Source organism: Alicyclobacillus suci, from assembly GCF_017329615.1.
Lineage (GTDB): Bacteria > Bacillota > Bacilli > Alicyclobacillales > Alicyclobacillaceae > Alicyclobacillus > Alicyclobacillus suci.
In genome coordinates this window covers 1-19,937 of sequence record NZ_JAFMTW010000018.1, presented here as the reverse complement: position 1 = coordinate 19,937, position 19,937 = coordinate 1, and the positions used below count along the sequence as shown (strand labels likewise).

General features: G+C 47.4%; 19 protein-coding genes, 3 tRNA genes and 1 riboswitch. Of the genes, 7 read left to right on the top strand and 15 right to left on the bottom strand.

The features are described from left to right. Positions 1-682 precede the first annotated feature (682 nt). The 3 genes from J3482_RS10720 to J3482_RS10710 all read right to left on the bottom strand — a co-directional run bounded on the left by J3482_RS10720 (position 683) and on the right by J3482_RS10710 (position 3,034). A complete protein-coding gene (locus J3482_RS10720; protein WP_146824633.1) occupies positions 683-1,906 on the bottom strand; it encodes an FAD-dependent oxidoreductase in 1,224 nt (407 codons plus the stop codon). Positions 1,907-1,943: 37 nt separating this feature from the next. Continuing rightward, entirely contained in the window at positions 1,944-2,732 is a 789-nt protein-coding gene (locus J3482_RS10715) for an IclR family transcriptional regulator (protein WP_188332386.1), read from the bottom strand. Between the two features lie 228 nt (positions 2,733-2,960). Further along, a tRNA-Gly gene (locus J3482_RS10710) sits at positions 2,961-3,034 on the bottom strand. A gap of 169 nt (positions 3,035-3,203) precedes the next feature. On the opposite strand from J3482_RS10710, the gene J3482_RS10705 reads away from it, so the two are divergent. Continuing rightward, complete coding sequence (locus J3482_RS10705; protein ID WP_223204247.1) at positions 3,204-3,908, top strand: iron-containing redox enzyme family protein; 705 nt, start codon at positions 3,204-3,206, stop codon at positions 3,906-3,908. Positions 3,909-4,063: 155 nt separating this feature from the next. Further along, entirely contained in the window at positions 4,064-4,231 is a 168-nt protein-coding gene (locus tag J3482_RS10700) for a hypothetical protein (RefSeq protein WP_206922394.1), read from the top strand. A 165-nt stretch (positions 4,232-4,396) separates the two neighbouring features. Here J3482_RS10700 and J3482_RS10695 read toward each other — a convergent pair whose 3' ends face one another. Beyond that, entirely contained in the window at positions 4,397-4,984 is a 588-nt protein-coding gene (locus J3482_RS10695; RefSeq protein WP_206918544.1) for a DUF1989 domain-containing protein, read from the bottom strand. An 83-nt stretch (positions 4,985-5,067) separates the two neighbouring features. Between J3482_RS10695 and J3482_RS10690 the strand changes: the two genes are divergently transcribed. After that, the gene (locus tag J3482_RS10690; protein WP_146824221.1) at positions 5,068-6,396 is read left to right on the top strand and encodes an amino acid permease; all 1,329 of its coding nucleotides are present in this window, start codon (positions 5,068-5,070) and stop codon (positions 6,394-6,396) included. On the opposite strand, the gene J3482_RS10685 is transcribed toward J3482_RS10690, so the two are convergent. From J3482_RS10685 to J3482_RS10675, 3 genes are all read right to left on the bottom strand, one after another. Next, positions 6,328-7,149: a YqcI/YcgG family protein gene (locus J3482_RS10685; RefSeq protein ID WP_146824222.1), complete on the bottom strand. Its 822-nt coding sequence runs from the start codon at positions 7,147-7,149 to the stop codon at positions 6,328-6,330. The two genes, J3482_RS10690 and J3482_RS10685, sit on opposite strands and share 69 nt — an antisense overlap. 63 nt (positions 7,150-7,212) lie before the next feature. Then, positions 7,213-7,836 carry a LysE family translocator gene (locus J3482_RS10680; RefSeq protein WP_146824223.1) on the bottom strand — a complete coding sequence of 208 codons (624 nt, stop codon included), beginning with the start codon at positions 7,834-7,836 and terminating at the stop codon, positions 7,213-7,215. A gap of 123 nt (positions 7,837-7,959) precedes the next feature. Beyond that, entirely contained in the window at positions 7,960-8,571 is a 612-nt protein-coding gene (locus J3482_RS10675; RefSeq protein ID WP_206922406.1) for a spore coat protein, read from the bottom strand. A gap of 281 nt (positions 8,572-8,852) precedes the next feature. Here J3482_RS10675 and J3482_RS10670 point away from each other — a divergent pair. From J3482_RS10670 to J3482_RS10655, 4 genes are all read left to right on the top strand, one after another. Next, positions 8,853-8,927, top strand: a tRNA-Asn gene (locus J3482_RS10670). Between the two features lie 6 nt (positions 8,928-8,933). After that, positions 8,934-9,007, top strand: a tRNA-Gln gene (locus tag J3482_RS10665). An 89-nt stretch (positions 9,008-9,096) separates the two neighbouring features. After that, positions 9,097-9,477: a hypothetical protein gene (locus tag J3482_RS10660; RefSeq protein ID WP_146824224.1), complete on the top strand. Its 381-nt coding sequence runs from the start codon at positions 9,097-9,099 to the stop codon at positions 9,475-9,477. Between the two features lie 616 nt (positions 9,478-10,093). Beyond that, entirely contained in the window at positions 10,094-11,830 is a 1,737-nt protein-coding gene (locus J3482_RS10655) for an ABC transporter substrate-binding protein (RefSeq protein WP_146824225.1), read from the top strand. A gap of 26 nt (positions 11,831-11,856) precedes the next feature. On the opposite strand, the gene nrdF is transcribed toward J3482_RS10655, so the two are convergent. The 8 genes from nrdF to J3482_RS10615 form a co-directional block, all read right to left on the bottom strand. Then, positions 11,857-12,912, bottom strand: a complete 1,056-nt coding sequence (gene nrdF / locus J3482_RS10650; RefSeq protein WP_146824226.1) for a class 1b ribonucleoside-diphosphate reductase subunit beta — start codon at positions 12,910-12,912, stop codon at positions 11,857-11,859. Between the two features lie 37 nt (positions 12,913-12,949). Then, complete coding sequence (nrdE, locus tag J3482_RS10645) at positions 12,950-15,046, bottom strand: class 1b ribonucleoside-diphosphate reductase subunit alpha (RefSeq protein WP_146824227.1); 2,097 nt, start codon at positions 15,044-15,046, stop codon at positions 12,950-12,952. After that, the gene (gene nrdI / locus J3482_RS10640; protein ID WP_146824228.1) at positions 15,018-15,401 is read right to left on the bottom strand and encodes a class Ib ribonucleoside-diphosphate reductase assembly flavoprotein NrdI; all 384 of its coding nucleotides are present in this window, start codon (positions 15,399-15,401) and stop codon (positions 15,018-15,020) included. Before nrdI ends, nrdE begins: the two co-directional genes overlap by 29 nt. A 144-nt stretch (positions 15,402-15,545) precedes the next feature. Then, a riboswitch (cobalamin riboswitch) is annotated at positions 15,546-15,744 on the bottom strand. A 131-nt stretch (positions 15,745-15,875) separates the two neighbouring features. Continuing rightward, positions 15,876-16,241 (bottom strand): DODA-type extradiol aromatic ring-opening family dioxygenase, encoded by a 366-nt coding sequence (locus J3482_RS10635; protein ID WP_223204248.1) that lies wholly within the window; start codon positions 16,239-16,241, stop codon positions 15,876-15,878. A 147-nt stretch (positions 16,242-16,388) separates the two neighbouring features. After that, on the bottom strand, positions 16,389-17,054 hold the full coding sequence (gene wrbA, locus J3482_RS10630; protein WP_223204249.1) for an NAD(P)H:quinone oxidoreductase: 666 nt from the start codon (positions 17,052-17,054) through the stop codon (positions 16,389-16,391). 320 nt (positions 17,055-17,374) lie between these two features. Beyond that, complete coding sequence (locus J3482_RS10625; RefSeq protein WP_146824229.1) at positions 17,375-18,364, bottom strand: 2-keto-3-deoxygluconate permease; 990 nt, start codon at positions 18,362-18,364, stop codon at positions 17,375-17,377. Between the two features lie 68 nt (positions 18,365-18,432). Continuing rightward, a complete protein-coding gene (locus tag J3482_RS10620; RefSeq protein ID WP_223204250.1) occupies positions 18,433-19,269 on the bottom strand; it encodes a fumarylacetoacetate hydrolase family protein in 837 nt (278 codons plus the stop codon). Positions 19,270-19,300: 31 nt separating this feature from the next. Next, a complete protein-coding gene (locus tag J3482_RS10615) occupies positions 19,301-19,828 on the bottom strand; it encodes an SDR family NAD(P)-dependent oxidoreductase (RefSeq protein WP_438938615.1) in 528 nt (175 codons plus the stop codon). Positions 19,829-19,937 lie beyond the last annotated feature (109 nt).

The following is a 19,937-nucleotide window of genomic DNA, read 5'->3' as shown; positions in this document are numbered from 1 at the left end:
TATTGTGTCTGTTGATATACTCATTTTGATAACCCCAGGTGATATCCGAGTTGCGTGGAGATTTCAGCGACGGCCCATAGATAGGCACACACAATGAAGCGACACCGTCGACCAAACTGCTTTAGGTCACTGAAAATCCTTCCTCACGCACCCTAATAATGTATTTTCCATACATCTCCGCATCCATTCTTCCTTAGGCCAATCAGCTCTAGCCGCAATGACCAGCGTGGTGTGTCACCATCTTGGCGCGTCAGCACCCCTAAATCCACAAATGTGTTTAAAAATGTAAACAAGTTTTGGGACGCCAAACCCTGTTTTCAATTGTTTTGAATCTTCCCCCATCCATATGCCATGCTGCCGACAGCCGCACACGTTACACACCGCACAAAAGCAGTATTTAGCTTTAGTCGCCGAGACCAGTATTTGGGCGATAATCCGGTTCCATTCACTTTGCCGCTAGTAAATCGGCAACGCTTCAGCAAACCGCGAGATTTTCACCAACTGGTCATAAAGATTCTGAACAAACAGACTGGCTACTCCAATCGTTTTTATTAATCACCACCACCTTTCCTGAACTAAGAATTGGCGTCAGCCGTCAAACCATGCGACTGCTTATTCGCATCGTCATCATCAAAACAGAACCTTCGAACACAAACGCATGGCATGTTAGTCATGCTGGCGCTTATACGTGGGATGCGGATGGTCGTTCGCCAATCCCCTGTTCCCGTACACTCAACAGGAGAGACGAATTCAACAGCCACTTGTACGCACGTTCGGGATCAGCTGCTATTTCTGCCATCTCTCGCTGTAGCCGAAGGCGATCCTCTTCATTTTTCTCCGTCATGACTTTCGTGTTTTTTTCACTGATGCTCCTCACATAATTGACTGCAACCGCACGCCGTACGTTCGCGTAAGTCTCCAGTTCGGGTACGATATTCTCTCCGTCGGATTCAAAAATTCGAAGTAATCGATGGCTCAAATCTACCGCGTCGTGAATCCCACTGTTCAATCCCAACCCACCAAGTGGACTATTGACGTGTGCCGCGTCGCCAAGCAGTATGACACGACCGCGATAGAACTTCTCAGACACCCGCTGGTGAACGCGATAAATCATGTGTTCAATAATTGGAAATGTATCTGACGTATGAAGTGCGGCCTGAAATTTGGACTGGATATACGCTTCATCCAGTGCAACGTCATCCGGAACAGACGGCGGCACCGGCCACAGTAACCTCCAGGCATCTGGCACGCGTAAAATGAACAGAAATTCGTCCGGATCAGATACGTAATTTACATAGGCGATGTCCTTGAGGTAAATGTCGAATGGTTTCGAAGTGCCAACAAGTAAAAACCGCTCCTCCAGCGTATATCCTTCAAACTTAACACCCAGTTGATGCCGCACTGTACTACGTGCGCCATCCGCCCCCAGTAAGAACGCGCCGCGCAAGGTATACTCACCTTCTGGCCCTTCCACAGTCACGGTCACACCATCGTCATCCTGTTCGAAGCTGACCACCTTTGTATGAAAGCGGACATCGATGCTATCACGCTGTTTCACCCGGTCGTAGACAATTCTCACATACGTCGATTGCGGACATTGCAGGCGGAATGGATACTTTGTGTCATTCGACAACAGATTGCAATCAAACTCAGCGTACAAACCAGTCTGGCGATCACGGTATTGAATCCGATCAGCTTTCAGTCCAACTTTCAAGAGTTCATCAGCAATACCAAATGGTTCTAGGAGTTCCATCGTCGCGGAGTGGAAGGTTGACGCTCGCCATTCTTTCCCTGGCAGGTCGTCCTTCTCTAAGACCACTACAGAAATACCTTTCTGAGACAAAATTTCCGCAACTGTCAGTCCAACTGGCCCTGCTCCGGCGATAATCACTTGTTCGCTCAACATGATGCGTCCCCCCAACCCTAATCGCTCATCACGATTCTCATCCAATTACCTGTGCCGACCGACCGCCGCGATAACCCATTCGATAGGAAATCTCTCTCGCAGTTTTCAGAAGATGCTGTGCGGCTGACGCCTCCATAGACACATCAAGCTCCCCTCGAACGCCAATCACGCTTAGTGCCCCCGCTAGTTGTCCAGACGAGTCAAAAATTGGTGTACTGATAGCAGTCGTTCCCGAATTCAAACTGCTCTCCGTTACAGACAAGTGAGTCCTCCGAATCTCTTCAATATCTGCGTCGTACGTTTCTGGGTGGATCATATCCTGAGACACGAGTTCATTGTAGAACGGGTCAGTGATCTCAACCGGCATAAATGCGCGGAATATTTTACCGGTGGCAGAGAACAGTGGTACATAGGACCCCGTGTCAACGCCGACATTAATGAGCTTGTTGCTCTTCTCCCAGCGCAGAAAAAACGGTCCACGTTCCCTCCAGATGCTAAGCGCTACAGTTTCATTAATTTGATTGCGAAGATCAATCAACAGCGGTGCTGCTTGCTTCGCAATGTCAATTCCGTCGAATGCAGCCCCTCCCAACGCAATTAACTCTGGTCCAAGCGACCATTTCGGCGTTTCGTCGTCATAACGAATCAATACTCCTAGATGAACAAACGAATTTAAATAGCGGTACAATTGACTTTTGAACAAACCAGTAGCATTCGCCAACTCACCGAGTGTCATTGGATGTTTATGGTCCGCAATGGTCCGCAATATGCCAAACCCAACTTCAACGGATTGAATGCGGCGACTCTTTTCATCCTCTTCACTCACAACACATTCCCCCACATCCACCATAGATTTCGCGGTGTTAACTTTACGTTAACACCATAAACTCTACGTTCAAATTATCACAGGAGTTCATCAATAGTCAAGCGCTTTCAAAAGTCGACCTCTCCAAAGTTGACGAATGACACACCCTTTGTAACTTCACAGAGCAACTTTGTTGCCACAAAAAGAAAAACGCCTCACTAAAATTGAGGCGCGTCACTTCTTTTACTATGGAGCGGGTGATGGGAATCGAACCCACGCTACCAGCTTGGAAGGCTGGAGTTCTACCATTGAACTACACCCGCACGATGTGGACACCCCATAATATACCACATTCACATAAATTCTGCACTTCCGGTACTGAACAGTGCCCCACTTTACTACATGATTTGTTTTTATTTCGCTATTGCGCCGCAACTTTCCGGTTGATATTTTGTTACACTAGATTCGCTAGTTTTTTGAGGAGGAATTATTGTGTTCAGTCAATACAGCGATGTCGAAGCAGCCATCAACCGGGTGGTTGAAGAGGAATTTTTAAACGGTGTGTTTCTTAGTACATTAAGAGACGGAGGCTACACCATTCCTCAAATTCAGTACTTTGCTGTTCAATATTCGTACTACAGTCGCCACTTCCCACGCGTTTTGGGTGCAGCTATCTCGGCCATGGAACCACTTGACACATGGTGGGTACCGCTCGCCGACAACCTTTGGGACGAAGCTGGACGCGGTGAAGAAGGCAAATCACACGAACAGTTGTACAAGAGTTTTCTCTTGTCCGTATATCCTGATGTCCAGCTTGACCATCGTGGCATTCCGACACAACCAATGTCTATTGCAGTTCGCAACGCCATCGACACCTTCATCAAATTCTTCCGGGAGGCCACGCCGTTGGAAGCCATGGCTGCCGTAGGATTGGGATCGGAAATGTTTGCAGGCACTGTGATGGGCGATATCGCAAACGGACTCAGGCATCCGAACTATGGTGCGCCCAACCTGTTATTCTGGGACGTGCATGCAGACGAACACGAACCACGGCACTATCAGTTGTGCAAAGATATACTCGTGCAGTTCAAAGCGCCCAAAGAGCTCGATGTGATGTTTCAAGTCGGATTGAAAATTGCGAAGTCGGAAGCGCTGATGTATGCACAACTGCACGAAGAAATGATTCAACGTGCCTAAACACCCAACTGAATCACGAGATTCACATAGATAGATGCAAAAGGGCCTCTGCAGATGCCCTTTTTGCATTAGGCGACTAGGGATGTATAACGACCACACGAAATTCTCATCTTAAAAAGGATTTCAGACAATTGCTGGTTGGGGGGAATGTTGGAATGACTTCGAAAAATGAATCGGAGAATAAAGGAACCATGATGAAATCGCCAAGCGTCATGAAACAGTTGAAGGAACTCGAAAGCGAAAACCTCACAAATCAGAAACATACAAAGGGCAGCACTAATGAAATTCAACCGATGGTCAACGATGACGGATTGAATCAATAAGACACCAAAATATAGCGAGCGAATCCCATAAGAATCAATGCGTATGAAACACTGCCCGCGTGAAGCAAACGGCCCTACACATGTGGGGCCGTTTGTGCACTCTCCATGCATGGTATGATAGAAGGCCCTCACGGCGTACCAAGGCGGCCACAGCCCCCTGCCAACTCAGCAGATTTCAATTCGTAGCGGGGTACACGTAAACCCATTCACGACGCTCTCTTCACACGGACAGGCAGACACGCCGACGACAACATCCATTTCCGCTCGCAAGGAAACATAATCTCCCGCCTTTGAAAGGGGACGTTCTACTGCCACGCGCCCATTTGGGGACAATGCGGTGTTCATGAAAAAATTCACGGTGTAATGTTGGTCGGGTATTGGAACCTCATACTTCTCTAAAACCTCATTTAAATTGCCGTAGCAGCTACGGTGGTTCGATTTTTCGTAGAGAAATTCATACATTTCACTTCTACAAGCCGAGTTAAACAAATCGTGGCATTCCACAGTATCCTCTACAATGGTGAACATAGGGCGGTATTTATTTGTATACAAAACATCATTTTTACCCAGTTTATAGACGCGGAGGGCATCCATGGTGACTGACGGATCGAGCCTCTCGGAGTAATCACCAGAGCGATATGCCACCACATCGGCAACCTGCTCGCCGGCAACATCGATAATGCGAACGATTTGACCTTTCTTCATCGTAAACGCAATAGCCCTTGTCGCTGGAACAAAATGCTCGTTTCGCATGATATCCCCTCCTTCACTTCAGCCATTATGGAACCGCCATGGACTCTTTATTCGCGCCATAGACGAAAGGACGACAAGACAGCATGGGTAATAAAGGGAATCTAAAGTGGGGACAATTTGCCCTGATGGGTGTTGGGCTTACAACAGGAACCGGATATTTTCTCGGCTCGATGGTCGCCATCCAAAAAGCCGGGCTAGCGGTACTCATTACCTTTAGTCTCGCCGCAATAGGAACGTACATTGTTTATGAAGCACTGGCACAACTTTTTATCATGCACCCAGAACAAGGGTCCTTTCGCACGTATGCCAAGATGGCTTATGGACGGTGGGCGGGATTTAGTAACGGGTGGATTTATTGGATATCTGAAATGCTCATTTTAGGAAGTACATTGACTGCGCTTGGACTATTCACACAATACTGGATTCCGAGCGTTTCGCTCTGGGTATTGGCCTCCTTGTATGCGGCATTGGCCGTGGTTATCGTCGCACTTGGGGTTCGTGGGTTCGAACGCACAGAAAACGCGCTGTCTGTCGTCAAAATTGCCGCCATCCTCTTGTTCGTCATCGTCGCTGCGACAATTTTCTTTAAAAAATTTGGTTATATCAATCACCAAACCATTCTCCAACATACGATGTCAGCGGGGCAACCACTGTTCTCCAGCACGGGGGTCATGAATCTGTGGACAAGCCTCATATTTTGCTTCTACGCGTTTGGCGGGATAGAAGTACTGGGACTCATGGCGCCCGAATTGAAAGAGCCAAAAAAAATTATCCGCGCGGGCCAATGGATGATTATTTCCCTCACCGTTCTTTACTTGTCATCCATTTTCTTTGCCATACTCTTAATGCCCAAGACGCATTTGTCGACCAACGAAAGCCCTTTTGTAATTGCATTAACCCCCTACCATTTGCCTGTTCTGCTCCACTTTTTCAATGCAATTTTCGTCGTGGCTGGATTCTCCGTCCTCATCGCGTCACTCTACTCCGTTACACTCATGCTCGTATCACTGGCGGAGGATGGAGATGCACCACGTGTATTTCAACGCAGCACCACCGAAAATTCGCACCGTCTTCCCCTTCCCGCGCTCTTTATCACAACCCTAGGTTTGTTTTCCTCGCTGTCCTTGACCTACATGATTCCAACACATGTGTACGAAGATATCACGACTGCAGCAGGAATCATGTTGCTGTACACATGGATGTTTATTTTACTCAGCCATCGTCGAATCATGAATATCGATCCGATGGGCCAAGCGAAATCCATCATCGGTTTTTTGCTCATTATCTCCGCGATTGTCGGCGCACTATTCGATAAAACCAGCCGTATTGGCTTCTTCGCAAGCCTAGCGTTCGTCGTTTTGCTTGTCGCCATGTCCCTCATCAGGCACCGGAAACAAACGCGACTCATTTAACATCAATCGGTCGGCACCCCAAGCGGTTCCATGTTTAAATGGACACTGTGTTGGCATTGACTCATTGTCCCGCAAAAAATATTGTTGCCACTCATGATTTTCTGCCTCACCGTACCACCCCAAAGCTGGATGAATCGGGACTTCATCATATGCAGCGAGCCGTCTGCGGATGGCTTGCTTCAGTCTCCGCCCATATGCTGTATTTTGGTGAATATCGTCAAAGACAAATCGAGGTTGAAAGGCCATCGTAAAGTACTCAGAATATCGACTCTTGCGCAGATGATGACTAGGAGTAGAACAGAATGCGAAGTACGGCTGTCCACCAAAACAAAATTCCCACGAATAATGATTGGGATCCATCGAAATATGATTTGGCCACACCGTTTCATCCAATTGGTGTAAGTCGGACAGAATGGACCAAAACAAGGATTCGAATCCCAAAACATCCAACGTGCGCAACAACGACGTTTCATAAAATATGACCAAAGAGGTGTAGCGCCCCGCTTGTCGAGCACATTTATCATACTGTCGCAACAAGTCCGCTAAAACCTCACGGGCCACTTTCGTTCGTGGATCCGGCAGAAAACCAAATCTCAGATGCCCTTCTAACAATCCCTGCCTTCCTGGTACGCAGGGATATAAATTCTCCTTATCACCAACGCGATTCACAAACGATGTATACGCATCGCGTTGCCATTCTGTTAAAGTTTGTAGATTGTCCTCTATCCATTGCTTTGTCAGCAATCTCTCCATAACCATCGCCCCTTACGCCATGCATGCTATGGCATAGGAGTAGGTCGGGTGCCTGTCTCTCAATTAAAAGAGCGCTTGGTGCGCTTGCACCGCAAAGTAACCGGCAAAACCAATCAGTGAGAGGCCCGCTACGCCTGACGTAAATTGAAGTATACGGCGATTTGCATATCGTTGAAAGAAACTTGCTACAAGTGCCATGCTTACATCCCACACCGCGATGCCAAGAAAAATAGCGACACTATGCCCGAGAAATGTCAAACGCCCTTCCTGATGAGCCGCCTGCGCCAAAACAGAGCCGTAAATCCCAAACCAAAATACAAAATTCATCGGATTCGATACCGCCATCAGAAATCCTGTCATAAACGATCTCGCGCTCGACTCCTGCCGAATGTCAGAGGTGAACTGAAATTGTCTTGCATGCAATAAGGTTTCAATGCCGATGTACATCAATATGATGCTTCCGGAAATCCAAAGAAACACATCAACGCCAGGGATGTGAAAAAGATTAGATAGGCCGAAATATATCAATGTCATATAGAGAATGTCCGCGAGCATTGCGCCCAGGCCAACCATCCAAGCATTCATAAATCCATACTTCATTCCCTTGTCCAATTGAGCGGCATTAATCGGCCCAATTGGCGCAGATAGAGCCAATCCCAACATGACATATCGAAGTAAGTCGCCCAATGCTTCCGCTCCTTTGCATGTAGCCTGCTTGTACGTATCTTTACGCACAAGCAGAACCAATAGAACAAAAAACGTGTACAGCGCGGAATCCGCACTGTACACGTACCCATGAAATCGTCAAACTCACTGAAACGAAGGATTAACCGGTGAACTGACGTTGTTGGTCGCCTGAAACGACGTAAGCGACTGTGCCATATCAGGCTGTGACAATTGAGGAACCTGATAATCGCGCCGCTTGTTCTGATAAAGAAAAATCTCATACGCCATCTCGATGTAACAAGGCACCATTTGTGCCATCAATCTGCGCATAGACGGATTGGTGACCTCCATTGCAGACATCGTCAAAAGTGAACCTGCAGACTTGATAAGCCCTAACATGTAACCGGAAATACTCTGATCATTGATGTCCTGAATGGATGTACTCGGCCGCTTCGGCTCCGTCGGCTCCAATCCATATACGATTTGTTGAGGTTGTGCCTGATATGGTATATAGGGGCGATTCGGTGCACGACCGGTAGAAAACGTCTCCACCATAGCATTATACGCGTTGAGAATATGCTGATATTGACGGGACAAAATGGAAATCAACTCTGAATCCCGAACGTATTGTCGAAATATCAGATATTGGTCTAGCACATGAATGGTTCCCGAAAGGACTTCCGACACATCGAACAACTCGTGCCCGCCATGATTGTACGATTGGTTAGCCGGCGCGTTTTGCATCAGAGGTTGCATATTCAAACATTCCTCCTTTTTCTGTAGTTTCAGCAATGGAACATTGTGTTATGCAATACCGACCATTCTATATGCCCTTTATGCCCTTTATGCCCTTTATGCCCTTTGTTCGGCGCAACCTATTCGGAACTTCCGCTCCGTATAGGGCAAACGAATTTGTAAATGAGGATTGATCTGATGAATGTAAGTCCTTATAATATAAACCGTGGTTCATCGGATGCGGCAACTTGACGACACGCCAAGTTGGTACGAGATGGGCTTTTGCATCCGTTAATCTACATTCCTCGATAGCTCAGCGGTAGAGCATCCGACTGTTAATCGGAGGGTCGTAGGTTCGAATCCTACTCGGGGAGCCAAATTAATGCCGAATGGTGTAATGGTAGCACGACTGACTCTGACTCAGTTAGTCTAGGTTCGAGTCCTAGTTCGGCAGCCAGTCTATTCGAACCGCCCCATCACTCGGGGCGGTTTTGTTTTATCGACTTTTACCAATTACCTTGTACCGATATAGGAGGAGGCAACCCCGTGTCCTTTCGTGCGGATTTTATCAACAAGATTAACGAACGTTACGCGGATGACGCGGCCAAGCGCCGGTCGATTGAGTCGGACTGGGGTAAGATACGCGGGTACTTCACGATGTTTATGGAGGATATTTCGGACGTCATCGACTTTGCGCTAGCAAGCGTAGAGGAGAACGAACAGGAACTAGCGCTTTTGGTGGAGGGCCATGAGTTGTCATTTCGCAAAAGTGATGCTGGCATCCGGGTGAAGATAGACGGTGACTACGTCGATCATTTCACGCCAACGACAGAAGGGCATTGCGTCAACTTCCGAGGGAACAAGTTGTTAGACGATATTGACCGCTACATGGCCCTGACATTTGCAGACGTGCGAGATAAGCTGTGATACACCTATGCTAGGCCTGTGCTGTCCGGATTCATACAATCGCACTTTCTGTAACGTGAGCAATTCGCTCCCGCGTTTTTCCGACTCACTTGAGAGAACGTTCACCTGGAATGACGAGGGTCTGAAACGACACATACGGAACGATTTGTTTGATTGCTGGGACAACCTGCGAACCTGTATAGGTGTACTTGGTAAATGGCATTGCACCCGCGCACGGTTCGTATGGGACACCTTGTCGCCTTGACCGAATTTATACCAAACACTGCATAATGCTGTGCAGAGGAGCCTAAGTTTGCGTGTCCGGTATCTGTCTACCGAATTAGACGCTCAGTGCTATCCTCAAGTTACATATAGCATGGTGTAGCATGGTGCGTCCCCGGTATCTGCTTTCTTAAAAGGTTGTTAAAAAGCTGATATTCATGCACCATAAAATTTATTGAATCCCTTCATTTATAAATCTAAATTCCATTACGACGTCTATTTTTTGTTAATTTATAAATTTAATATTTGTTTACTTGTTGAGAATCAATGAATTTCGACATATAATACAGATTATTCGGTGGCTCGATAATCAGTGTATCAAATTCGAGCGATTATAAAAAATGGGGGAAGTTGTGTGAAAGATATTTGGAAACGGGGTATGGCAACGGTTGCAGGTGTCGGGATGATTTCTGTATTACTGGCAGGCTGTGGCACGAACAGCACGTCCGGCTCAACAGCTAGTACTCCTTCTGCTGGTGGTACATCCTCTAGTGAGAAACCAGTTGAGGGCGGCTCAATTACAGTTGATATGGCTCAAGCAGTTCCAGATCTAGATCCGGCAATCGAATTTGATACCGTATCAACGGAAGTTGTCTCTCAGGTTTATCAACAATTGGTCACCTATTCGGGAAGTACACATAATATTACGGGTGAATTGGCACAAAGTTGGGATGTTTCGAACGATGGGAAGACATATACTTTCCATTTGCGCAAAGGTGTAACATTCTCCAATGGTGATCCGCTCACATCACAGGATTTCGTATATGAGATTGAGCGCGTCTTGGATAAAAATCTGAAGCCAAAACCGTCGCCAGGGAATCAATTCTTCATGGACATCACTGGTGCGCAGGCGTACTACAACGGTCAAGCGAAGACCATTAGTGGTATCAGCACGCCAGACAAAAACACGTTGGTCATTCATCTGGACAAGCCAGAGCAGTTCTTCTTAAAGATTATGGCGATGCCATTTGCTTCTGCAGTTGACCCTGCTTTTGAAAAGAAGGTCGGCAATGCAGCATTAGATACCACGCAAGCAATGGGCACAGGACCGTTTGAGGTACAAAAGAATACTCAAAGCCAGGTAGTCCTTGTGAAAAACCCACATTACTGGCAGAAGGACTCGTCTGGGAATCAACTACCGTACTTGAATAAGGTAACTATTAACATTAACAACAACGGTCAATTGGCTGCACTGCACTGGGAGCAAGGTCAGACAGCCCTGATGAGCCCATGGTTGATAGGTGGCGATGGCATTCCTTCAGCTGCTTATCCTACCATCATGAATTCGCCGAAGTACAAGAGCGATGTCGTGACACAGCCTATGAGCTCTATTGAATATGTCGGTTTGAACATGAAGCCAACGCTCAACGGCAAGCCGAACCCATTGAGTAACATCAAGGTTCGCCAAGCCATTGAGTATGCGTTCCAGGACAGCCAGATTATAAAGATCAACAATGGCGCTGTTAAACCGCTGAACCAACCGCTCCCGAGCACGATAGAGGGATATGTTTCGAAATTAGATCCGAGTGCTCAGTACTCGTACAATCTGACGAAGGCAAAACAACTCCTGAAGGAAGCAGGATATCCGAATGGCTTGACACTCGATTTGTGGAATGAAAACACGGACAATGCCAAGAAGCAGGACCAAGCTTTCCAAGCAATGATGAAACAAATCGGGATTACTGTAAACATCCACGAAGTGACCTGGAAGGACTTCCTGACAAAGGCCATGTCGGGCACAGCACAAGTATATGAGAGCGGTTGGCAACAGGATTTCCCGGATGCATCTGACTTCTTGAATACACTCTTCAACTCGAATCAGATTGCAGCAGGTAACAATATGAACAACTACTCGAATGCTCAGGTCGATGAATGGTTGAACCAAGCTGAATACTCAACCGACCAACAGCAAAGAGACGAACTTTATGGCAAAGTGATTAACAAGGTCATGTCTGATGCAGCATGGGTTCCGTATTACCAAAACGTTGGCTATTTCAGCATTCAGCCTTGGCTGCACGGTGTCGTTCCAAGTGACATTGTGGAAGATCAATTCGGGAAAATGTGGGTTGATCCAGGTCACGGAGGTAACTAACACTCGATATTCCAAACGAGTCCCTATTATAGGGACTCGTTTTGTATTTCAGCCTCGTCTTCGAGCGCTTCAATTTCATCCAGCAAATCCGTCTCCAGTTCAGGAATATCAAACGTCGCATCCGTCACTGGGCGCACATTCAACGCCTTCACATAGCCGTTACCTTTGACGGAGAAAAAGTCGTGATGCTTAGTCTCGGTGCTGAGCCCCTGCTCCACCACCGGATTTATCTCCTCATCCGGAAACAGATGGTCAAAACCAAGATTGTCAAAAGCCTTGTTGGCGTTATACCGCAGGAACGCTTTCACTTCGTCCACCAACTGCAAATCCCCATATATCGCTTCTGTGTACACCAACTCATTCTCGTACAATTCCAGCAGTAATCTATTCGCAAAGGCTTGCAATCTATCTCTCGTCGGTGCATCCATAGCGTCAAACCGCTCTTGTGCCAACAATCCGACGTATTGTCCGTGCACGGATTCATCGCGAATGATGAGATTAATAATCTCACCGCTCGCTACCATTTTGCCCTGACCAGCAAGGTATAATGGGTAAAAGAATCCAGAATAAAAAAGAAACGACTCCAACAATACACTCGCCACCATCGCCTGATACAGCGCTTCATCAGTGACCATTGGCTGGAACAGCGATTCGTAGAAACAACTAATGCGTTGCGCCTTGTATTGCAAATTTGGCTGTGTTTGCACCCATTCAAACAATTGGTCAATGCGCATGGGGGAACACACCGTCGAAAAGATGGAAGAATACGATTTAGCGTGAATGTGCTCCATCGCCCCCATAAACGACAAAACAGCGCCCCGTTGCTCGTCATCTATATGGAGTGCAATTAAGGGCATGCCGCGCTGTGCTTGTTTCGTGTCTAACAGCGTCAGCCCTGCCAAAACCTCTTCATACGTACGTTTTTCGGCTTCCGACATCCGATTCCACACCGGCACGTCCATGCTTAAATCGATTTCTTTCTCCAGCCAGAATTGTGACGTGTTCATATCCCAAAATTCCAAGGTGTATTCGTCGGTCAACCGATTCCAGTTGACCGCGCGGTGCACCGCATTGCTCACCATACGGCTTTCTCCTCCTTATTTCACCCGAATGACCTGATCAGATGGCGCAAGACTCACAAATATCGTTCTCGTTCGGCTTGGTACGATTGCGAACATAGTACAAACTCTTTAATCCGCGCTTGTGCGCATACGCAAAATACTGAACCAACTCGTCGGTCGGAATATCCTTTTTGACAAACAAGGTCGTCGAGATGCCTTGGTCGACGTGTTGTTGAATCACTGCCACCATGTCGATAATCTTCTTCTGATCCATATCGAACGCCGACTTATACAGCCACTGCGTGGTCGGACTAAGAAACGGCATCGGATAATACGTGCTGGCATTGCCATACGTCCGGTTCTCTATCCGGCGTACCACCGGCATCACCGACTGCGTAGAATTTTGGATATAACTGATCGACTGAGTCGGCGCAATTGCTAGTCGGTACGCGTGGAACACGCCATAGCGCATAACATCGTCACGAAGGCGCGCCCAGTCACGCCGCGTGGGCACGTCAATGCCTGCGAACAGCGCTTTGACCTTCTCACTGCGCGGCACAAAATCGCGTGTCAAATACAGCTCAAAGTATTGGCCGTTGGCGTACTCGGACTGCTCAAACCCTTCGAAGCACTGCCCGCGTTCTTTGGCAATCAGCATACTTTTCTCCAAGCTGTAGTAGTTGACCATCGCAAAAAACACGTTAGCAAAATCGCGTGCCATTGCACTCTCATACGGAATGCCGTGCTTGGCCAAAAACCCGTGCAAGTTCATGGCCCCGAGCCCCACTGAGTGGAAGCGTCGATTGGCACTGCGAATGGACGGCGCGTTTCGGACGTCACTCATGTCTGACACCGTGGTCAATGCCTCCATCGCGGTGTGTACCGTCTCGCGGATGTTCTGGTGCTCCATCACGTTGACAATATTAAGAGAGCCCAAGTTGCAACTGATACCTAGCTGAATCTCATCAGCTTCCCCGTAGTCATGAATAACCGAGTGTCGACTCAATTGCATAATCTCTGTACACAGGTTGGAAAATTTGATACTACCTAGCGCTTTCAGCGCATGATTGCGGTTGGCATTGCTCTTGAAGAACAAGTACGGATAGCCGGACTCTAACTGTGTAATGGCAATCTGCGTCATCAACTCTCGCGCGGATAGCTCGCACAGTTCCTTCTTCACCTTCGGGTTGGCGACGAGTTCGTCGTACATCTGGTCGAGATTCATCTCGTCCAAGTGCACCCCATACGCCTGATGGACACTGTAAGGCGAGAAGACGTAAAACGGTTCGTCCTTCTCCAAGATTTGCATGAATCGATCCGGCACAATAATCCCCGTCGCCAGGGTCTTCATTCGCGTCTTCTCATCTGCGTTGACTTTCTTGGTGCTGAGAAAGCGTACGATGTCGCCGTGAAAAATGTTCAGATACACTGCCCCGGCACCTTTGCGCTGGCCCATTTGATCCGCGTAGGTAAAACCATCTTCAAGCAACTTCATCACCGGAATGACGCCTTTGGCTGCCTGTTCCACGCCACGAATGGGGTCTCCGAGCATCCGCAGTTTCGATAGATTCGTAGAGACACCCCCGCCAATCTTGGACAGTTGCATGCATTGGTTAATGATGTGCCCAATGGAATTGAGAGAGTCGTCCATCTCATCCAAAAAGCAGGAGACCAATTCTCCGCGCCGGGCTTTCCCCGCATTCAGGTAGGTCGGCGTCGCAGGTTGGTAACGCTGCTCCATGAGCGCTTTCGCCAATCTGCACGCCATATCCACGTTCCCTTGCGCGAGGAAAAGCGCCACAATGGCATTGCGATCTTGGTAGCGCTCAAGGTAATAGGCCCCGTCGTTCGTCTTCAGGGCGTAATCGCGATAAAACTTGGAGATAGCCATGAACGACTGAAACGCAAATGGAACACTTTCGACCACCGCGTACACAGCCTCAATCTCCGTCATGCTGTACTGCTCAAATAGGTTGTAATAATAGTTGTGGTCTACCAAATAGCGCAACCGCTCCTCCAGAGAGGAAAATTTCAACGACTGCGCCTCCACCTCCTTGGCGAATTCCGCAATGGCCAGTTCATCCTTTTCCAGTTGCCAAAAACCATTTTCGCCCCGCCGATTGATTTCAGCATTGTACTTGAGGTATGCCTTCATCCAGTGCTGCCACCCTTTCCAGAAATCGTTCTCTATCTTTCTCCGTACCTCGCTTCTCGAACTTGAGCAGGAGTTCGGCCTGCGGATACATCGCGCAGACGGCGTCCGCGCACTTAGCGAAGTTTTCCCGCCCCCAATTCCGCTCGCCACTCGCCGCGACACCGTAGAGATAGCGATGATTTTTGTCGAGAAAGGCCTGCGTCTTGCGCGGAACCTGACCGCGACCAGTCGTATATGTAACCAACACAAACGGCTCGTCCACAGTCATCTCTTCCGTAATCGGCGCTGCGTCGAGCCCACAGTCTTTAAGAAACCTTCGCACGTTACCCGTGCGGCTATCGTAGAAAATACGCACGTCTCATTTCTCTCCCATGCTTTGTGAATCTAGCGGACACAAAAAAACCCATTCCGCACAAGGGAATGGGGTGCTATGCGCAATCATGAATCCACGATAAAAGATCACCATTACGAAACGCCCCTCCCAACCCCCCGTGAGAGTGTACAGCCATCGAGCTAGGCAGGTCTTCGGACTTAGACGTCATCCGCAGAAACCACCTTCCCTGACTTACGTCAAGTGGTTGGTGCATAAGCACCTCTGTTTCTACGTCGTTCTTCACCGCAGCGAGGACTGTTCCGGATTCTCACCGGATTCCCTTTTCACTCACGTGAACGTGAGCACCTGGCTCGCAAATTGAAATTGTGTCTATGTTATACCACTGTATCTAGTGATAATCAATAGATTGAATTCTCCTGTGCACTAGATATGGTGCACACAGCAATGATGCATTCCACAATAATGCGTTCAAATTCCACTCTTGGAGTTGCGTCTTCAACCATTCGTCAAATTGCAGTGCCCAGTCGCTCCGCTGAAAGCCGAGGGTTGACGGACATGGAGATAACGGGAACATACGCGTTGGGATAAAAGTAGGCGTAATATGATCCAGGCGCCGTGACCGAGTCCACGTGTTGGGTCAACTTCAGACGCAATGCCATCTTTCATCAACCTCTCTGCAATCCGATGAGCGATTTGTCGATCTCCTTTGGCCGGATACCGAATCTGATAGAGTTCATCCGGGAAGCCACCAAAATCGTAAATCGTGTCGTATTCGGTTACCCCACTGACCTGCTGTACACCTGTCACCCAGTGTGCGGAAAATAGGATCACGGCACTTGGCCGCGGCAGCGTTTGCCCCAAGCCGCTTAAAACCGCGTGTAATCGTTGTCCTCAATCGCTAAGAGCGGTGCCATGCGCAATAAATAACGCTGGAACCATGTTCACCCTCCCTTGTCGGCAAACGCAAAACAGCCGCCCCAGATACTGAGCGGCTGTTTTTGTAACGTGTTACGCCTGACCTTTTTTCACCCAACTAGCGACAGTCACCACGCGGTTCGCTTGGTGCTTAATAGCCGCAGTGGTTGCTTCGTCTATGGAGCCGTCCTCGACCGCTGTCGCACTGGTTCCATATGGGTTACCACCAGCACCAAACACAACTTGATCCGTGTAACCCGGCGCCACAACGATTGCCCCCCAGTGATACATACTTGTGTAGATGGAAAGGATGGTTGCTTCCTGGCCGCCATGCGGGTTTTGAGCGCTGGTCATCGCACTGACGACCTTATTGACGGTCTTGCCTTGTGCCCAAAGTCCACCCATCGTATCGAGAAACTGTTTCATCTGCGAAGGAACATTGCCGAAACGGGTCGGTACACTAAAGATAATGGCATCCGCCCACTCAATGTCAGCCGCCGTAGCTGTAGGAACGTTCCGCGTTTCTTCAACGTGCGCCTTCCAGCTTGGATTTGAAGCGATGGCTTCCTCTGGAGCCAACTCCGGCACCTTGAGAACCTTCACATCAGCCCCTGCTTCCCTCGCTGCCTGAGCAGCGGCATTCGCCATCTTGTAATTTGTTCCTGTTGAACTATAGTAAATCACCGCTAATTTTACGTTCGACATTTGTATCGTCCCCTCTTTGGCTTGCTTGCCGAAAATTTTGGCGAACAATCCCATACGTTCACCTCATTACGTTGTTAACAGAATGTGCACAGCCCAAACATTCATTTCACAATCAGCTTCTCTTTGATTAGTAACGCCTGTAGTTCAACAATAAGTTATAAACTTACCTTTTGTCAATACATGAATTTAAGTTAGATTGTGAACAGGCATTGAGGCGTAGGGGGGTAAAGGCGATATAGGGGTAAACAAAATTCAAGGTACCAAGGAGTATAGCGCCGTCGAACGAATCCTTTTCTCGGGCCTATGTAATCAGTGGCATCACAGGCAGACCCCCACGTTACTATCCGTACGTGGGAGTCCGCCCCGATCAACTTTTAAATGTTCGTAAGATGATCCATGTTAGACTTCAAAAGCATTTGTCTTCTCTTAATGCGTCTCGACCACCATGCAGTAAGAAATGGCGTAACAATGGAAGTAACAACTACAGAAGCTACCACAAGAGCAGTTGCATCAGGCGCCATGATGGCAAACTTGTGATTAGCCGCAGCCATTGCAGCCGGAACGGTTGCACATGCTCCTGCGGAAGACGCTGCTGCAATACCTGCAGTGCCATTTCCACCTGTAAATTTGTCAGCCAAGAACAGCGTACTTCCTGTTGTGACAATCACTAATATGGCAAGGAATATCCCTAGATAACCTGCTTTAGCGACATTCGTGAGGTTAAGACCCGCACCCAGGGCAAAAGAGAAGAACGGAATCAGCACGTTGACTCCATTACCGAAAAATCCCCGCATTTCTCCATCCAAATTACCTAAAACCATCCCAAAGACAAATGGAATAATCGTACCGACAAGAAACTGCCAGGGAAAATGGCCAAGCCCCGTGGCACCAAACGTTACCATTGTCAAAAATGGACCCGATTCCATCATCATAATCGAGGACGCTCCAATGTCCTCTTTCCTTCCAAATTGTGCCATCAAAGCCATCCACATACCAACATTCGTTTCATTCATGGCTGCAACAATAGCAAGTACAGAAAGACCGGCAAAAAAGCCATTTTTGATATACTGATTTGGAATTAGCTGATTCGCAATTAATCCAACGACTGCAGCAGTACAAACCTTTGTGAGAAGAAACGTCAGCCCTTTCTTGAGTATATACGGGGACGCCTTAAAATTAACAGTTGCACCTACGCAAAAATAGAATACTCCTAAAATTGGCAATGAACCTGTCATAATTGCTCCAGTAAAAGAACCAAATACATTTGCCGCACTTGGAAATATCGTATTAATTACTGCCCCGAAAAACAGGGGAACAACCATCATTCCACCAGGAATTTTTTCAATGGAAGCTTTAATTTTCATACCATCACCCTCAATTCGAACACGCTTGATTAGTGAGGATGTAGTTTCTGATTCTCCCATAAATATGTCTAGTACACTTCTTTAACCCTATTCGTCAGCCTACCTAATTTTTCAATTTCTACGTCTACTACATCACCGTCTTTAAGCCAAACTTGCCTCTCCTCTGGATACCCAAGAATCACACCTTCAGGCGTCCCAGTGAGGATAATGTCACCAGGCATTAACGTCATATATTGAGAGATATAACTCACAATGTAATCACATTTAAAAATCATGTCCGATGTATTCGAATCTTGCCGCAAATCACCATTAACGTATAAACGAATTCTTAAATTATTCGGATTTTCTATGTCGCCAGCAGTTACTAGATACGGACCGATAGGTGAAAAACCGTCACAACATTTTCCCAACATCCATTGCGATGTCCGCATTTGCAAGTCCCGCGCAGATAAATCATTCGCCACACAATAGCCCAAAACGTAATCTAAAGCTTCATCTTTCTTGATATTTTTGGCTTTTTTACCGATAACAATTGCCAATTCGGCCTCATAATCTATTTGACTCGATAGTCGCGGCAGTTCAATATCTTGTTTATGCGCCGCTATGGAATTAGAAAATTTGTTAAACAGCACTGGATAATTAGGAATATCCATGTGAGATTCTTCAGCATGCTTTCGGTAATTCAATCCCACACATATTATTTTTCCTGGATTAGGAACACAAGGCCCAAATCGTAAGTCCTCACCTTTCCCTAATAGTTCACCATTATACTGCTGTGCAAATCTCGAGAGTCCGCGTAACCCCGCATCCATATCAGCGAATATATCGCTTAATTCTAATGGACTCGGGAAAATCCCCTGCTCCGTACTCACTCCAAGCTGGTGGCCTTGTTCTGTTTTAACCATACACAACCTCATAACGGTTCCCCCTCACCTTTTACGCCATCTTTCCAAAGACGGCTCCACCATCAACATACAATGGAGATCCAAGAATGAACTTTGAATCGTCAGATGCAAGGAACAGTGCAGCATTTGCAACATCTTCCGGTGTACCCAGTTGTTCACTTAGCTGACGACTTTTTATTGTATTAAGTGCCTCGTCTGGATTATCGTACGCTGAACGCAGGTACCCCTCCACAAAAGGGGTTAAGATTGTACCTGGCAATAAAGCATTCACACGAATCTGATAGGGGGCGTAATCCACTTGCATCGATTTGGTTAAAGCAAGAACTGCACCTTTCGTTGCGGCATAAACTGAGCGACGCTGAAGTCCAATTTCTGCAACACAAGACGACATATTAATAATGGATCCTTGTCTACGTTCCATCATATGTGGGATTACATACTTACTTGGAAGATATACACCTTTAAGGTTTACATTTACTACCTTATCCCAGGTATCTTCCTCTATTTCGTGAACCGCTCCGACACCAGCAATACCGGCATTGTTAAATAGCACATCTATCTTGTTAAATGAGCGTTTTGCAGAATGGTCGTTTTGGGTGGAGGTGAAAAAGGAACAACACCTAGGGTAAGCAGACAATATTCCATATATCGGTATTCTTGCGCCGTGT

Excerpts from the sequence above, each read along its gene's own strand:
- J3482_RS10720 (WP_146824633.1), bottom strand. The coding sequence starts at position 1,906 with ATGTTGAGCGAACAAGTGATTATCGCCGGAGCAGGGCCAGTTGGACTG.
- J3482_RS10700 (WP_206922394.1), top strand. The coding sequence starts at position 4,064 with ATGACTTCGAAAAATGAATCGGAGAATAAAGGAACCATGATGAAATCG.
- J3482_RS10695 (WP_206918544.1), bottom strand. The coding sequence starts at position 4,984 with ATGCGAAACGAGCATTTTGTTCCAGCGACAAGGGCTATTGCGTTTACG.
- J3482_RS10690 (WP_146824221.1), top strand. The coding sequence starts at position 5,068 with ATGGGTAATAAAGGGAATCTAAAGTGGGGACAATTTGCCCTGATGGGT.
- J3482_RS10685 (WP_146824222.1), bottom strand. The coding sequence starts at position 7,149 with ATGGAGAGATTGCTGACAAAGCAATGGATAGAGGACAATCTACAAACT.
- J3482_RS10675 (WP_206922406.1), bottom strand. The coding sequence starts at position 8,571 with ATGCAACCTCTGATGCAAAACGCGCCGGCTAACCAATCGTACAATCAT.
- nrdF (WP_146824226.1), bottom strand. The coding sequence starts at position 12,912 with ATGGTGAGCAATGCGGTGCACCGCGCGGTCAACTGGAATCGGTTGACC.
- nrdE (WP_146824227.1), bottom strand. The coding sequence starts at position 15,046 with ATGAAGGCATACCTCAAGTACAATGCTGAAATCAATCGGCGGGGCGAA.
- wrbA (WP_223204249.1), bottom strand. The coding sequence starts at position 17,054 with ATGGGATTGTTCGCCAAAATTTTCGGCAAGCAAGCCAAAGAGGGGACG.
- J3482_RS10625 (WP_146824229.1), bottom strand. The coding sequence starts at position 18,364 with ATGAAAATTAAAGCTTCCATTGAAAAAATTCCTGGTGGAATGATGGTT.
- J3482_RS10620 (WP_223204250.1), bottom strand. The coding sequence starts at position 19,269 with ATGGTTAAAACAGAACAAGGCCACCAGCTTGGAGTGAGTACGGAGCAG.